Annotated in this window: 8 protein-coding genes; 4 read left to right on the plus strand and 4 right to left on the minus strand. The window is 33.8% G+C overall.

The window, feature by feature from the left end; translation table 11 throughout:
• Window positions 1-23 precede the first annotated feature (23 nt).
• From ACI5KZ_RS06620 to ACI5KZ_RS06630, 3 genes are all read left to right on the plus strand, one after another.
• A complete protein-coding gene (locus ACI5KZ_RS06620; RefSeq protein ID WP_109308199.1) occupies window positions 24-893 on the plus strand; it encodes a cupin-like domain-containing protein in 870 nt (289 codons plus the stop codon).
• A gap of 28 nt (window positions 894-921) precedes the next feature.
• Entirely contained in the window at window positions 922-1,455 is a 534-nt protein-coding gene (locus ACI5KZ_RS06625) for a DUF6646 family protein (protein WP_109308200.1), read from the plus strand.
• Window positions 1,456-1,681: 226 nt separating this feature from the next.
• Window positions 1,682-3,871 (plus strand): T9SS type A sorting domain-containing protein, encoded by a 2,190-nt coding sequence (locus ACI5KZ_RS06630; protein WP_406847268.1) that lies wholly within the window; start codon window positions 1,682-1,684, stop codon window positions 3,869-3,871.
• A gap of 48 nt (window positions 3,872-3,919) precedes the next feature.
• Here the strand turns inward: ACI5KZ_RS06630 and ACI5KZ_RS06635 are convergent, their stop codons facing one another.
• The gene (locus tag ACI5KZ_RS06635) at window positions 3,920-4,393 is read right to left on the minus strand and encodes a regulatory protein RecX (RefSeq protein WP_406847269.1); all 474 of its coding nucleotides are present in this window, start codon (window positions 4,391-4,393) and stop codon (window positions 3,920-3,922) included.
• 116 nt (window positions 4,394-4,509) lie between these two features.
• Between ACI5KZ_RS06635 and ACI5KZ_RS06640 the strand changes: the two genes are divergently transcribed.
• Entirely contained in the window at window positions 4,510-11,244 is a 6,735-nt protein-coding gene (locus ACI5KZ_RS06640) for a choice-of-anchor D domain-containing protein (protein WP_406847270.1), read from the plus strand.
• Window positions 11,245-11,312: 68 nt separating this feature from the next.
• Here ACI5KZ_RS06640 and ACI5KZ_RS06645 read toward each other — a convergent pair whose 3' ends face one another.
• From ACI5KZ_RS06645 to ACI5KZ_RS06655, 3 genes are read right to left on the minus strand one after another with little or no spacing between them, the layout of a single operon-like run.
• A complete protein-coding gene (locus tag ACI5KZ_RS06645; protein WP_406847271.1) occupies window positions 11,313-13,730 on the minus strand; it encodes a TonB-dependent receptor domain-containing protein in 2,418 nt (805 codons plus the stop codon).
• Between the two features lie 17 nt (window positions 13,731-13,747).
• Window positions 13,748-14,470: a DNA repair protein RecO gene (recO, locus tag ACI5KZ_RS06650; protein ID WP_109308205.1), complete on the minus strand. Its 723-nt coding sequence runs from the start codon at window positions 14,468-14,470 to the stop codon at window positions 13,748-13,750.
• Window positions 14,470-16,809 (minus strand): two-component regulator propeller domain-containing protein, encoded by a 2,340-nt coding sequence (locus ACI5KZ_RS06655; RefSeq protein WP_406847272.1) that lies wholly within the window; start codon window positions 16,807-16,809, stop codon window positions 14,470-14,472. Before ACI5KZ_RS06655 ends, recO begins: the two co-directional genes overlap by 1 nt.
• Between the last annotated feature and the right edge of the window lie 20 nt (window positions 16,810-16,829).

The raw sequence follows: 16,829 nt of genomic DNA on the forward strand, positions 1-16,829 counted from the left end.
ATTTTTAACCTCTTAAATATTAGATGTTGAAATTAAATCTTCAGGATATTCCACGTGTTAAATCAATCTCTAAACAAGATTTTATAAAACACTACTATAAACCACAAAAGCCTGTGGTTGTTGAACAATTTATTGAAGATTGGCCAGCTTTTTCCAAATGGACTTTAGACTATTTTAAAGAGATTGCAGGAGAAAAGATGGTTTCACTTTACGACGACAGACCTGTTTCTTATAGCGATGGCTTTAACGAGGCTCATGCAGAAATGCCTTTAAAAGACTATATCCACTTGCTTCAAAACGGTTCTACAAAATACCGTATTTTTCTTTGGAATATTCTAAAGGAAGTTCCAGAACTTCAAAACGATTATAAGTATCCAGATTTGGGTTTAAAACTTTTAAAAAAATTACCCATGTTGTTTTTTGGAGGTAAAGACTCTTATACCTTTATGCATTACGACATTGATTTAGCAAATATTTTTCATTTTCATTTTGAAGGTGAAAAAGAAGTGATTCTTTTCGACCAAAACCAAAGTAAGTATTTGTATAAAATCCCACATGCTTTAATAACACGTGAGGATATTGATTTTTCTAATCCAGATGTTGTAAAATGGCCAGCATTAAAACAGGCAAAAGGCTTTAAAACACAGTTAAATCATGGAGATATGTTATATATGCCTGAAGGTTATTGGCATTATATGAAATATAAAACAACAGGTTTCTCGTTAAGCCTGAGAGCCATTCCTAAAAATCCAATTCATTTAAGCAAAGCCGTTTATAATCTTTTAATCATGAGACATTTTGATAATGCAATGAGACGCATACAAGGACAAAAATGGATTGATTGGAAGAATGAGAGAGCTATTAAAAAAACGACCAATAATTTGATTACTTAATCCTATCTTTGCATAAAATTTAAAAAAAATGATAAAAAGAATAATGATGGTTACATGTATGCTTACAGCGTACTTAGTAAACGGACAAGCCTTTAGTGGTAAAGGTGACCAGAAATTTCAAGTTGGTGCTAACTTTCAATCGCATGCAACAGGAATTAACATGAGTTATGATTATGGATTAGGGGAAAACATCTCTATTGGGGTGAGTTCTAGTTACGCATTGGGGATTTCTAACGAACTTCAAGATGGTGTAAAAGATCCATTTGGAAATACAATTGTTAAGAAAGCAGGTTTCGATGACCGTTTTGACTTAAAAGCACGTTTTAATGCTAATATTGGAAATGTTATAAACATTGACGAAAATTTCGATTTGTATCCAGGCTTAGATTTTAGTTTGAAGAACTTTGGAGGTCACCTTGGGGCTCGTTATTTTTTCACCACTGGATTTGGGTTGTATACAGAAGCGCAATTTCCTATAGCAAAATATAAAGACAATTTAACACCTGCACAAGAAATTAATAATCAGTTTTCTGTTAATTTAGGAGCTGTGTTTAATTTATAATCAAGCAGATTAATAATTAAAATAAAAAAGCCTTTCATGTTTTTGAAAGGCTTTTTTTATGTAATAAGCTCATATTCTTTACTATAGAATTAGAGTCTTAATAGTTCTCTAAAATAAAAATAACTTTTCATTTGTATTTCATCGAAAAACTATGCATTTCATAATAATTAGGAATCTAGTTTTCTATATTGTAGTTAATTGAATTCCCAAATTTAATAACCTACTTATGAAAACAAAACTACCCAACACGCTAATTGTTAGCGCTTTATGTTTTGTGCTTTTTGGTTTTAGCACGAAAGAGCCTGTTAATCAGACACATGAAAAAAACAAGTTAGAATTTGATTCTTACCCCCTAAACATCTCAGGTTTTGAATATGTTGATGGCTCAGGGCCTTCAGATGTTCAGTCGTTTCAAATTATTGATTTACTTGCACTTCTTAGGCCATATACTATAACGGCCTCTGCAGAATTCGAAGTGTCATTAGACCCTAATACCAACTTTACCAACACGTTGATTATTCCTAATACCATTATCGACTTAGGCCCTGTGGACGTCTATATTAGATTGAAGGGAGGATTGACTGTTGAAGAACACTCAGGAACAATACATATTTTCGCTCCAGATCCAGCAGACCTTAAACAATTATTTAGTTTAGAAATCGATGAAAATATTGATGTAGATGGTCGAGTATTAAGAAATGAAACCGTTTGGGATGGAACTTCCTGGAGTCACGGTACCCCTTATATCGAAACGATAGTAAGACTTTCAGATGATTTTTCAACCCTAACGGATGGAGATTTATCAGCATGGAGTTTGAATATCGATGCTGGAAAAACGCTAACTGTAAATAATAACACCTTTGTAAAGGTTAAAACAGATGTATCACTAGATGGTCAAATAATTGTAGAAACACAAGGGGCTTTTGTTCAAGAGGAAGATTCTGGCACATTTACTGTAAACCCTGGAGGGTCTTCAACAGTTAAAAAAACAACATCTACATTGGCCAATTGGTTTGATTATACGTACTGGAGCTCTCCAGTAAGTGGTACAACTGCAAGTCAGGCCTTTGTGAATTCTAACAGAAAATATTGGTTTAATGCCCAGAATTATTTAGATGTTTTAATGGAAACCGATAATGGAAATGAATATGTTCCTGGCCATGATGATGTTGATGATAATGGAGACGATTGGACAAATTTAAATGGAGCTGATGTTTTACTTCCAGGAGTTGGTTATGCTGCCACCCAGTCTCCTTCTGGTTTTGAATCTGGAACCGCTTATAATTATAATTTTGATGGCCCATTTAATACTGGAACTATTGCAGCACCTATTTATTACAATGGCGATAATGGCGATAGCGATTGGAATTTTATTGGCAATCCGTATCCTTGCGCTATTGATATAGACGCTTTTTTTGCAGTAAACAGCTCGGTAGTAGCTGGGTCTATTTATTTATGGTCTCATGCTTCTTTGCCTGATGCTGAAAACAATGGTAATGAAGTTTATAATTTTAATAGCGACGATTATGCAATTATCAATTATTTCAGTGGGGAATTAGCAGGAGGAAGAACAGTTATTCCAAATAGATCGATTCCATCTGGACAAGGGTTCTTTGTTCAAGGTTTTACAAACGATGACGTGGTATTTAATAATAGTATGCGTATTGCAGACAATACAAGTAATTCTCAGTTTTTTAGAACTGGAAACATAGCCAATAAACTGTGGTTAAGTTTAACCTCGGATAATGGCGTATTTAATCAAGTACTAGTTGCCTATTTAGATGGCGCAACAAATGGATATGATGGGCTTTCTTATGATACACCTAGAAATTTATCTTCAGATTCAGCAGCTATTATTTATACTCTTATAGACAATGTGGACGAAAAAATATTTGCTATTCAAGGAAAAGCTGAAAGCAGTTTAAACTTGGAAGAAGTCATTCCAATTGGTTTTTTCACATCTATAAACGAGGCTACCTTATATACATTTACTGTTGCGCAGTTTGAAGGAGAGTTTTTAAATACAAATACCATATATTTAAAAGACAATTATCAAAATCTAACCCATAATCTTACAAATTCAGATTATGTTTTTACCTCTCCGGTAGGGAAATTTGAGGACCGTTTTGAACTTGTTTTTCAAGCAAGTACCTTGTCTGTAAATACGGATACTTTAGAAAATAATATCACTATTATAGCCCTTGGTAACAATGAGTTTACATTTAAATCAACAAATTCAAAACCGGTAAAAACAGTTGGCATTTACGATATTCAAGGACGTAAAATTTATTCTTTAGAAGGGTTTGAAAAATCGAAAACTTACAATTTACCAGCATTAAGTAAAACCACTTATGTGGCAAAATTAATCTTAGAAGACGAGACGATTGTCACTAAAAAAATGACCAATCGTTTATAAGACCTAATCTAATACCTCTTAATAAAAACGCACCAATTAGGTGCGTTTTTATTTTATAAGCTCATGTACTTTGTCGTACACTAAATGACTTTCCCAGCCTCTGTAAAGTAAATAATCTGCTAGTTTTTTCTTCTTTTTTAAAGGGTTGGTTTCTCTAATGCTTTCAGCCTTTTTTTCAGCTAAGGCATGAAAGGTGCTTAAATAGTCGGCCTCTGAAATCTCTTTAAAAGCTTCTAGTCTGTTAAAACGGCTAATCTCTCGTTTTTTTAATTCCAATTCCAAACGTCTTTTCCCCCATTTCTTGACTCGAAACTTGCCACGAACATAAGTTTTTGCAAAACGCGTTTCGTTTAAAAAATCGTGTTCCAACAAATGCACCACAACCACATCTATAGCTTCTGGAATCATACGCATGCCTTGAAGTTTCTTAACCACTTCCTTATGGCAGCGTTCTTGGTAGGCGCAGTAGTTTTCAAGTCGCCGTTTGGCTTCTTCAACCGTGTAAGTTTTAATCGATTTCATGGCTACAAGATAGTAACAATATGTTAACAACTAACAGATTGTAACACATGGAATTATCTATAATTTGTGTTATATTTGTCTGCTTGTTTTGTCAGGCGTTAAAAATATTTTCCCTTATGATTAAAAAATACTCCCTCGTATTAGCGGCTTTTTTGTGCTTTGTTTTGTCTGGTTTTGCGCAGATAATTAATGGTGATTTAGAATCATGGACAGGTTCTACACCAGATGGTTGGACAACGATAGATAGCGGCATCACTACTTCTGAAGAAACAACGATTATTCATGGAGGAAGTTCTTCAGCAAGTATAAATGTTACAACAGGCACACAAGGCAGCACTGATTTCAGACAAACAGTTTCTCTTATCATTGGACATAATTATACTGCCTCTGTTTGGGTTCGACATACAGAAGGAGGTATGCGAGCGCGTCTTTATGTAAATGACAATTATGAAGTTTATTCTGATGGAAATATTACGGGTAGTTGGCAGGAAATAACAATTCCTTTTACTGCTTCATCTACAAGTGCAGAATTTGGATTACGATTTTATGATATGGCAGGTTTTGATGGAGCGGAAATTGTTTACGTTGATGATTATACACTTACTGATAATTCAGTCCCAACTGGCCCAACAGTTACTTACGATGGTAATGGCAACACAGGTGGATCTGTGCCAACCGATGGGAATAATCCATATACGTCTGGAGATACGGTTACCGTTTTAGGTAACACAGGCTCATTAACCAATACATGTAGTACATTCAACAACTGGCATACTACTGCTGATGGAGTTAGCGGTACTTCTTATAGTGCAGGAAACACTTTTACAATTACAGCAAGTACAACATTATATGCACAGTGGACATCCACAGGTAATACAGTAACTTTTGATAGTAATGGCGGTACAGGTACAATGACATCGCAAATAGATTGTACTTCTGCAAACCTAACTAACAATACATATACATATACAGGCTTTACTTTCAATAGTTGGAATACAGCTGCAAATGGTAGTGGTACAACATATGCAGATGGAGCTTCATATGATTTTTCTGCCGATATAACTTTATATGCGCAATGGGATGTTTATGTTGGGCCTTGTTTGGGTGAAGAGAGTTTTGAATCTGGGCAACCTGCTGGTTGGTCTAATACTGGCTCTTATTTCAATGGAGGTGACGCTAATTCTGGATCAAATAAAGCTGGAATGAATGATGTAGGAGATTGGATACAATTACCAGACATAGATAATCCAACATCTCTACAATATTATGCTAGATTGAGTAGTTCTCCTTCTTCAACAAATAGTGTAAAAATACAATACTATAATGGTATATCATGGGTTGATATTGTAGAACATACTGCTACTTCCACAAGTTATTCTTTATTTACTGCAGATTTAAGTAGTCTAACTGCTTTAACAAATGTTGAGTTAAGAATTTATCGTTCGGCCGACAATAGATCTCACTATATTGATGATGTTAGTGTTTTTTGCGGTACACCAACCCCATCACCAGAAATTGATTTAAAACAAGGAGCAACAAGCTACGCAACAACTACAGTAGCAGCAGGCAGTGATACTTATGATTTTGGAAACCATTTAATAGGTACAGATACAGACATTCAATTTACAATTGAAAACACAGGTGATGCTGATTTAACATTAAGTGCTCCTGTTATTTCGGGTACAGGATTTAGTTTACAAACGGGATTAAGCTTAGCAACTGTTCCTAGTCCTTCTGGAACTTCAACATTTACAGTGCGATTTTCGCCAAATGCGTTAGGAGGTTTTTCTGGTACGATAAGTATTGCGAATAATGATGACGATGAAAATCCATATGTTATTAATATTGTTGGTAATGGAACAAATAGTAACCTATCAACTATTGTAGACAACACCAATTACAGTACAACCACACCTGAATTTAATAGTAATATTGAGTACATTAATTTTATAGATGGTTCAGCAACAGCTACTGGTAAATTTATTCCTATGAAGTTTCAAATACGTGATGGTAATGGTTCAGATACGGATGCTTTAGGGACAATTTTAACAGATATTAGATTTTCCGTTGAAGATTTATCTAGTAGCAATCAGCTTAACATGATAAAAACGGCTATCCTTACTGGAACTGGAGGAGCTGTAATAGCGACAGCTACTAAAGTAGGTAATGAATTGGTTTTTTCAGGTATGAGTGGCACTTCTGTTACAGCTGATGATAATGATATTAAGAACTTACACTTGCGTGTCTCATTAGATGAAACACAAGTAATTGATAATACAAAACTAGTATTTAAAGTAACGTCGGCTACAGCAGATGCTAGTGGTTCGTCTTTTGCAGCAGCAGATGCTAGTGGCGCAGAAACTGATACAGGAAGCAACAACAGAAACCGTTTAAATGTGACGGCAGATAGGCTACGTTTTAATATACAACCAACAGATCAAAACATAAACACAAATTTAAATACGTTTACAGTTCAAGCAGAAGATGTTCATGGACTTATAGATTTAGATACGTCTAATTCAGTGACGCTTACAACGTCTGGAACTGGAATGACAGCATCAAACCCTTATGCACTTACAAATGGTGTTTTGTCTATTTCCAATGTGCAGTTTAATTCAGTACAAGGTCCAATAACATTAACAGCTACAACAACAGGCCTGACTTTTGATAATGATGATATCTCATCACCATTTCATATCACCAATTTACCTTTATCTAATGGTGATTACCGGACAAACCCAGCTTTTACAAATGCCATATTTTTTAATTCAACAAGTGCTTCAGGCGGCGTTTTACCTTGGCAAGTTTGGAATGGAAGTGCTTGGCAAGATGTTCCTCACGTATCAGGATCTTTAAATGCACCTGAAAATTTAGCAACAAAACCAGATAGAATTTATGTAATAAGTGGTAGTTACATAGATATTGCTGGTGGTGACGCTTATAACAATATTATAGTTGATTTGCCTTCTCAAAATACAGTAATAGGTTCTTATAGTAGCACACCTGGTGTTACAATAAACCCTGGAAAAACCTTCAATTTAATTTCTGGAATTTTTGATCTTGGTGGTGTTTTTGATTTAGAAGCAAATGCTTCTTTAAGAATTCGGACAGGTGCTGAAATAGATATATCAAGTAGTTCTTTTGAGTTTTTAAGAGCTGCAACTTCTACGTGGGAAGTAGAAAATGAGGCTTTTGTTTTTATCAATAGCTATATTCCAAACGCTTGGACAGGAACAGAAATATTTCATGAAGAATCATATTTCGAGGTTACAGATTGGGATGAGAATAACGATGAACATTTGTTTCAATCTAATGAAATATCTCCATTTACATTTTCTGGTTATAATGGGTTATTTGGAAATCTATATCTAACCTTTACTTCCTTAAATAATAATTGGAATGATGTATTACCAATAGGAACTTATAATTTAACACATGGCGATTTTGAAGTATCAAATAATAGTGGAGAAAACATTAATTTAATTTTTGGAGGTAGTGTAAATGTTACCATTGGTAATAATATGACGATTTCAGGAGACGATAATGTACAATTTCAATCTGGAGCTGGGACAAGTTCTTTAACTGTTAAAAATAATTTTATTAAAAATAACAATAATGAATTTAGTCTACATGCACATACTTCAGACACTGCAACCTTAAATGTTGACGGTAATTTAATTATAAATGATGGATTCTTTTATATGACAAAAACTAGTGCTGGAGCTGCAACTTCAGTTATTAATCTTAAAGGTAATCTAACATTAGTATCTGGGGCATACTTAACAAACTCTAATAGCTCTGGCTACACCAATGATTCCTTTAATTTTAATGGAGATGGTAGCATTCAAACTATAGATGCAGTAGTTCATAATTCTAATGATTTTATGAGACTACGCTTTTTTGTTAAACCTTCAGCATATGTTCAATTTATTAATCAAGATGTACGGTTAGGAACAAATTCTGTATTTACAGTTGAAGATAATGGAACTTTAGATTTTGGTTTTAATGGTGTTACAGCTTTAAACCTTACGATTGCTGGAAGTAATACAGGCTCAGTATTCAGTTCAGAACAAGGTAGCACCTTAATAATAACATCTCCTAATGGTATAAACCAATCAGGTTATACGGGGAATGTGCAAACACTACCTTCTGGAAGAACCTTTAACCAAACGGCTACATTTTATTATGTTGGTAAAGAAAACCAGGTTACTGGAAACGCTTTGACTACTGGTTCAACAGAAAAATTAGTATATGTAAATTTGTTAGATAATACAACTACTTTAAGTCTTACGAATGATATTGGAATTTCCGATGATATTACATTGGATCCTTTAGGTGGAAAATTAGAAATTCAACAAGGGACTGTTATTGGCTCAAATTCTGGAGATTTTTATGGTAGTGGAAGATTGGTTATGACAGATGGAGAATACCGAATAAGTACTATTACTGCAGATCCTTTAGCAGATTTTTTACCTCGATTGGGTAGTACAATAGGAAACCCAGGGCTAGGTGGCTATAGTAATTACTCCCTCACCGGAGGAATAGTTCATTTAAATGGTACAGGACTAGATAACACTCAAATTTTATCTGGAGTGCCAAATTACGTGAATTTATCATTTAGTGGTTCGAATACTTTAGCAGAATTGCCTCCTTTACCTCCTGGAATTCCAACCTATAAAGGTATAAGCAGTGGAACTAATGTTTCAAACAATATTACCATTTTTGAAGATGCCATTGTAGATATAAAAAATTGGTCTTTAGGTGGCCCAGGAACCAATTTAATTATGGCAGATCAATCTAGGTTTATAATGGCAGGTGCCAGTAGCACTAAACCTGACGCTGCTAGTCCAGGAACCTATTCTTTAGGAGCAAATACAACTATTGAATTTAATAATAATATTGGAGGGTTACAGAATATCAGACTAACAGGACCTGTTCCATCATATGCAAACATAGTTGTTTCTGGCTCTAACGTAGGAACAAATGTGCCAGGTACTGGAGCAAATTCATTTTTACAATTCCAAGCAGGTGGTTCGTTTACTGTAACTCCAACAGGAACATTTAAACAATCTAATATCGCTGGTTTTTCTGGGGGAACAAATACTGCTTTGCACAACAATAATAACCCCACAATTACTTTGTATGATGGCTCAAATATTGAGTATACTGGAGCAGATCAAATAATAACAGCGCTTACTACAAATGCGCTGCCAACAAACGATTATTATGCGAATCTAACTATTTCTGGTACAGGCACTAAAACATTAGGACATACTACAGATGTTTTTGTTGGTGAAGATTTACATGTTAATTCAAGTAGGTTATTAGTTGACGAAAACGAAGCGATTACGGTAGACGAGAGCGTGAATGTTAATGCAAGTGCTACCTTTGACATCCTTGATTCTGGAAGTTTAGTTCAAGTAAATGACGGAAGTGTAAACACTGGAAACATTAGCATGCTTCGTGATGCGAATATTAAAAGATTAGATTATGTGTATTGGTCATCCCCAATAAGTAGTTATAACGTGAATAGCATCTCTCCTGGATCTCCAACAAACCGTATTTATAAATGGGATCCAGTATATAGCAATACCAATGGGACTTTAGGGAATTGGGTGCCAGCTGCTGGCGAAACTATGCAAGAAGGTGTGGGTTATATTGTTAGAGGACCAGACACTTATACAGATACAGCTGCTAATTATACAGCCACATTCAATAATGGTACTCCGTTTAATGGCGTTGTTCCAGTAACGGTTCAAAGAGGTAACCTCACTGGAGAAGACGACCAATGGAATTTGGTTGGAAACCCATATCCTTCGGCAGTTGATGTGTTTGCCTTTTTAGATCATCCAGCTAATGCTGTTTTAGATGGTTTTGTTAACTTTTGGACCCATGGAGATAATCCTTCTACATCTGTTACATCTCCTTATTATGATAATTTTGGGTCTAATTATACGGCAACAGATTACATTTCGTACAATAAAACAGGAGCAGGAAATGCGCCAGGGAATATATCTATTGCTGCTGGACAGAGTTTTATGGTAAATCTATCGGATACTTCTCCTTTAAATAGCCATCAAATTGAATTTAATAATAGCATGAGAAATAAGGCATATGATAACTCACAATTTTATAGAACAACACAATCAGAGAATGCGTCTGTTGAAAGACATAGAATTTGGTTGGATTTAGTCTCAGAAACTCAAGGAACCAATAGAATATTAGTGGGTTATATTGAAGATGCTACCATGGAAAGAGACAGACTGTACGATGCTATTACCTCTGTTACTTCTGAACAACAATTATATACATTAATAGATGAAACTCCATTTGTTATACAAGGCCGTGCTTTGCCATTTAATGATACAGATGTTGTTCCGTTAGGAGTGAATATTGTAGCACAAGGAGATTACCATATAGCCATTGCATTTATAGATGGCTTGTTTGAAACGGATAATCAATTCATTTATTTAAAAGATAACGAACTTGGCTTTATTCATAATTTAAGCGAAGCTCCATATTCTTTCACTTCTGAAGTTGGAGAATTTAACGACCGTTTTGAAATAGTCTTTAGAGACTCGTTCCTTTCAATTAATGAAGAAGAACTTTCAGGAAGTAATGTGAGTATTATAGAACTTCAAAATGGCGATGTTCAATTTACAGTTCCAAGTCAATTTGAGATAAAATCTGTAGAGATAATTGATATGTTAGGAAGAACTATTTACAACTTAAAAGGAAACAGTTCTTCAGAAACGTATAATCTTTCAAATTTAAGTCAAGCGACTTATGTTGCTAAAATAACCTTATCTAATGGACAAGTTATTAGTAAAAAAGCTGTCAAACGAAAGTAAAAAGTAACACCATAAAAAGGCCACTACAGTTTATCTAAAGTGGCTTTTTTATTTTAAGATATAAAATTTTACAAACTATAAATTAAGGAGATAATTAAGTTTCTTCCTGGAGAAGCTATCCCAGACGAATAGGTTTTATAACCTTGGTCTGAAATATTTTCTAAACTAGCTGTAATAGTTGCAGACTCTGTTATTTGGTATTGAGTTCGTAAATTCAAGGTGTACCAGGAAGGTGCATATGGATTACCATTATTATCCAGAGCATACATATAATCTTTGCCTTGCTCTGAAGGCGCTAATTGATAAAAAGACAATTCACTGTTGTATTCTGCAAAAGCATCTATTAAAAATCGTTCGTTTTGCCATATAAAATGTGTGTTTCCAAAATTAGGAGCTACGTGTCTTACAGGTACTTCAGCCCCTTGTGTATCTTCTTCTGTTCCACCAGTAACATTGTATTGAGAAGTTAATCTAAATTGTTTTGAAAGGTTTAATCTCATGCCAACCTCAAAGCCATAAATATCCGCCTTAGAGGCATTTTGAATGGCTTGCACGTTACTTAATTCATCATTGTAAATAATTTCAGTTTCACCATTTAAATGATAATCTTTTCTTACTAAAGCATTTTCTAAATACGTATAGTAAGTTGCTAAATCGATTAGTAAAACATTATCAAAATTTAAAGTTAATCCCAATTCTGCACCATAAGCATATTCTGCTTTTAAATCTGGATTAGGCACGACAACCGAACCTGGCTCCGAATCAAATACTTTACCAATATCGTCAATGTTTGGTGCTCTAAAAGCAGTTGATAGATTTAATTTCCACTGAATGATATCGTTAGGTAACCAACTAATTCCTGCAGATCCTGTTAAGGCTCCAAAATTTAAATGAGTTTTATTAAAAGGTAAATGAAGATATTGGTTGTTTTCGGTAAAATTGGCTTGTATAAAAACATGATTATATCGTAAACCAGTTTGAAGTATGAAATTTTCGCTAGGCTTAAATTTCAAATTAGTATAAGCAGCTAGAGATTGCCAATTAGAACCATTTGGATATCTTGAAACAGTAGCTGTTGTTTCGTTAGTTTCAATGTTTAGAGCTTCTCCAGTAGATGATACCTTATTATAAATGTATTCAGCTCCATAAAATAATTCTGTTTTAGGGGATAATAATTTTTCAAAATCGGCATTAAATGAAAACGCATTTACAGCTTCTTTTTTAATGTCTTTTAGGGTCGATTGATAGTCTCTATCGTTTCTACTTTCCTTAAAATTTTGAAAGGCTATTGTGGTTTGTACTTTATCGTATAAATTCGAACGACTGCTTAATTTAGTCATTTGAAAATTGGACATAAACCATTGTTGAGGACCATAATACCATTCGGCAGAACGCAGCTCATCACCTCGATATCTAATAAGTCTATCGTATCTTGAATAGTCTGAAGTTGTGGTATAAAACAAGCCTAAATCGAAGCTTAAATTCTCCTGTGGCTCAAACCGTACTCTTTGTAAAAGGTTAATCTGATTGTAGCCTGTAGGTATTTGAATTTTAGGATTAGAATTTGAGACTATTTGATCCTGACCATTTTTTGTCACCACATATTCTGGTCTTAAATAATCGTTTGGACCATGACTCCCCATACGTAAATCATCAAAATCTGAATAGCTTACACTACTTAAGAATGCCCATTTTCTTAAACCGAAATTTAAATCCAAATGCGCAGTTTTTTCATTATTAGCAGTCGCATATCTAGCAACCGTATTAGCTTTAAAATAGGTTTTTTTAGAATAAGACAATTGAGGTTTTTTTGTATAGAAACTCATAACACCACCTATAGCATCGCTGCCATAAACTACAGAACCAGCTCCTAAAGTAATTTCTGTATTTTGAATAGTAAATGGATCTATTGAAATGACGTTTTGAAGGTTTCCACTTCTAAAAATAGCATTATTCATTCTAACACCATCTACATTTATTAATAGCCTGTTTGTTGAAAAGCCTCTAATCATAGGGCTTCCTCCACCAAGTTGACTTTTCTGGATGTAGACATTTCCGGTACTTTCTAACAAATCGGCACTTGTTTGTGGGTTTACAAGTTGAATTTTTTTAGCATCAATACTAATTATTTTTTGAGGGATATCTCTTTTGCTTTGTTCAAATTTTGAAGCCGAAATAACCACTTCGTCAAGCCCTTCAATTTTTACTTCTAATAAAACAATATGATTGTTTTCTAGTATAGAAGACTTCGTTGTTTTGATTTTTATATGAAGTAAATGCTCAAAATAGATAGCTTCGGATTCTGAAAAAAGATCTAATGAAGCTTTACCATCGAAATTTGAGATGGTCGATTTGGTTTTAGAATGGTTGTATATAGTAACTCCAGGTATGGGTTGTCTTGATTCTTGTTCTAAAATTTGAATTTCTTGAGCATGAAGAGTTACAGCAAAAAAAATCCAAATGAAAAATGTTAAACGACATTTCATTTTGGTTGGTTAAATGGCTATGTATTAAATATTTGATTAAAAATCTGCATAGATTGAGGTTTTTTAAACTCATCTAAATGCAATTCAAAATAGACAAGCATCATTTTTAAAAAAGATTGTCTTTGTTTTGAGTTTATTTTTATTGAATGTAATGTATCAAAATTTGTGCCTAACAGGCGCTTAAGAAGAACTATATTTTCACCTGAAACACTATAGATATTTGTTTTGGTTTCTTCAAATCTTCCTTCACTTAAATTAAAATAGACTTCCTGTTTTTTAGCCATTTCTGGATAAAACCCTAAATGTTTGGTGAGTTTTAATAAAAAAAGTAAATGAAAATTTGCGTAGTCGTTGTTAGTATCAAGCCATTGAAGGGTTGTTTCTAGATAGGTAAATAAATGCTGATTAGCTTCTTCTTCCTTTAGAGTACTAGTTAGTATTTCTGCTAAAAAGAACACAATGGAATTTTTAATGACATGCGTTTGTAAACTACTATATAAATAATTAGTTCTAGCTTCCTTAATGTCTTGTAAAGACCTGTTTTGTTTGTGTAAGGTGACTAGTTGTAATTGAGATAATAATTGAAAATGGGCAGATTTTGACGACCCTTTTTTTGAATTAGAGACATGTCTTAAAATATAACTAACAAGACCAAATCTTTGAGTATAACATTTAACGATAAGATCGTTATCTCTATATTTAATTTTAGATAAAACAATGGCATTTGTGTTTGCTAACATTATCTCACCACCATTAATTTGATAACTTTAGTTTCGAAAGTTTCTAAATCGTTTAACATAACTAAATATACTCCAGAAGCTACCGTATTGTTTCCTAAATTTTTACCATTCCAATAAGCAGTCCCTCCATCAATTTCTAGGTTATATCCTTTAAAACGTGAATTTGTATTTGATTGTGCTTCAGCAACAAGGTTTCCGGCAATATCTGTAATCTTAATATTCATATCCTCTGTGATGCCCCTTATTGTAACTTTCTTATTATTTATGTCAAATGTAGGCCTTACGGGATTAGGGAATATATAGGCGTTTTCTAAAGTTACTTCGGTTTGTGAGCTTCCAGACCCATAAGAAACAAGCCCTTTATCTGTAGCGATATATATAACACCATTAGCTTGGTCAATGGCAACATCAATCACATCATTAGAAGGCAATGGAGAATTATCTTTTGTAAAATGATAAATGGTTTCTTGACCGTCTGAAGAAAAATAAAAAAGTCCTGCACCAATAGTTGCAATCCATTTGTTGTTTGAACCATCTACTTCAATATCTGAAACATAAGTTTGAAACAGAAGCTCTTTTGGCACACCATCGTCTAATATAATTATGGAACTGACTTCAATAGGGTTATCTGAGAAAAATTCTGCAGTATTGTATAAAACTCTTAGACCTTTAATGGTTCCTATCCAGATTTGATTTCTTTTATCTACCGCTAAAGAAGATACAAATGAAGTAGGCATGTTTTGTTCTTCGGTACTTAAATTTCTTAGAGGGGTACTACTATTATTATTAAAACCAATTAATCCATAGTTATATCCACCAATCCATTTGTTTCCATTATTGTCTATTTCAATATCACTATAACCCCATTCGCCATCTAAGGCATCTGGAATTAAATCTGTAAAATCATAACTTTCCCATTGATCTGAATTCGGGTCGTAAGAGACTAATGGTTTTGCTACTCTACCAGTCATAGTCCATAATACGCCACTTGTGTCGAAAGTAGAAGCGCTAACTCGAACATTGCTTGAAGTTGGAGACAAAGAACTTAATTCACTATTAGTATCGTTATATAAAATAGTAGGAAAATCATTATTAACCTCTAATAACCCATCCACAAAAGAACTAATAAACACTTGTTGATTATTAAAAGGGTTGACAGCAATTTTATTTAAGTTTCGAGCACCAAGAACACTATCGAAAGGTATGTTATTCCATGTTTCTTCTGCAAGGTGACTATACCCAAGACTCTTACTAGGAGAAGGACTATACGTTAACGAGTAATCTCCATAAGTAACCCAAAGGTTGTTAGGAATTGTTTGGATTGCAAAAGGACTGTTTAATAAAGGGCCATCTGGATGGATTTCTGTAACATCGGTTTGGTCTTGGTAAGCTACTTTTAAAAGACCAAAATTTTCGGTGCCAATATATACATAAACATCATCGATTGTCGAGGTCGTAAATTTTGTAGGATAATCAATAGGGGTCTGAACAACAGCTACTTCTGTAAAGGAGCTATCAAATAAATACGATTCGAGTTCTGTAGTTACTAATAAATGGTTGTCTGTTTCTCTAAAATCTAAAATAGGATCAGGGATTGTTGTTATTAGGGTAAGGCTAGTGTTAATCACTTCATACACTTTTCTGTTTGATCTTATTATATATACCCTATCATCTTGAGTAGATTCAACTCCTATATAATTTCCAGAACCAACTATGGGGTTCCATTCTTGGTAATCTATTAAATCTGGACTAGTTATAAGGGCTCTTTTTACACCACCACTATTATAACAAGCTGCATAAATATAATCTCCTGCTACTGTAGTTTGTTTAACTATTAATTGCGAACCTCCATTACCAATATAATAGGTGTCGCCAAATTCAAGCCTTGACATATCGTAAACTGAGATGCCATAATCTGTTGAGATATAAACAAACTCGTTGTATTCTTCAAAATGATTGATGTTTTTATTACTAGGAGGAATAGTGGGTTTGTCTAAGATATCTACAACAGTTAATATATTATCATTATCGTCTATAACAATTTCTATAAGACCATTCGCATAGCCAATAAGTAACATACCATAAGCCTCACTATAATGAATGGTAGAAATTTCTTCACCAGACAACCCGTTAATGGTTGTAATAGTCTCCATTTCTGCTGTGATTAAATCATAAGTATAAATGGCATTTTCTGCAGCAACGTATATTTTATCATTTCCCTTCGAAACATCTTTTACATTTAAATAAGAAAAATATCCTTTCCAAAGAGCAGAATAATCTTGAGCAATTGTGCTCAAGGAAGAAAATATAACAAACAATAAGAAGATTATTTTTTTCATACAAATTTTTAACCTTTTCA

The sequence above is a fragment of the Xanthomarina sp. GH4-25 genome (assembly GCF_045363175.1).
In the GTDB taxonomy this organism is placed as follows: domain Bacteria; phylum Bacteroidota; class Bacteroidia; order Flavobacteriales; family Flavobacteriaceae; genus Xanthomarina.

What these genes read in the sequence shown, in the direction of transcription:
- ACI5KZ_RS06620 (WP_109308199.1), top strand. Translation starts at nt 24, where the DNA reads ATGTTGAAATTAAATCTTCAGGATATTCCACGTGTTAAATCAATCTCT.
- ACI5KZ_RS06625 (WP_109308200.1), top strand. Translation starts at nt 922, where the DNA reads ATGATAAAAAGAATAATGATGGTTACATGTATGCTTACAGCGTACTTA.
- ACI5KZ_RS06630 (WP_406847268.1), top strand. Translation starts at nt 1,682, where the DNA reads ATGAAAACAAAACTACCCAACACGCTAATTGTTAGCGCTTTATGTTTT.
- ACI5KZ_RS06635 (WP_406847269.1), bottom strand. Translation starts at nt 4,393, where the DNA reads ATGAAATCGATTAAAACTTACACGGTTGAAGAAGCCAAACGGCGACTT.
- ACI5KZ_RS06640 (WP_406847270.1), top strand. Translation starts at nt 4,510, where the DNA reads ATGATTAAAAAATACTCCCTCGTATTAGCGGCTTTTTTGTGCTTTGTT.
- ACI5KZ_RS06645 (WP_406847271.1), bottom strand. Translation starts at nt 13,730, where the DNA reads ATGAAATGTCGTTTAACATTTTTCATTTGGATTTTTTTTGCTGTAACT.
- recO (WP_109308205.1), bottom strand. Translation starts at nt 14,470, where the DNA reads ATGTTAGCAAACACAAATGCCATTGTTTTATCTAAAATTAAATATAGA.
- ACI5KZ_RS06655 (WP_406847272.1), bottom strand. Translation starts at nt 16,809, where the DNA reads ATGAAAAAAATAATCTTCTTATTGTTTGTTATATTTTCTTCCTTGAGC.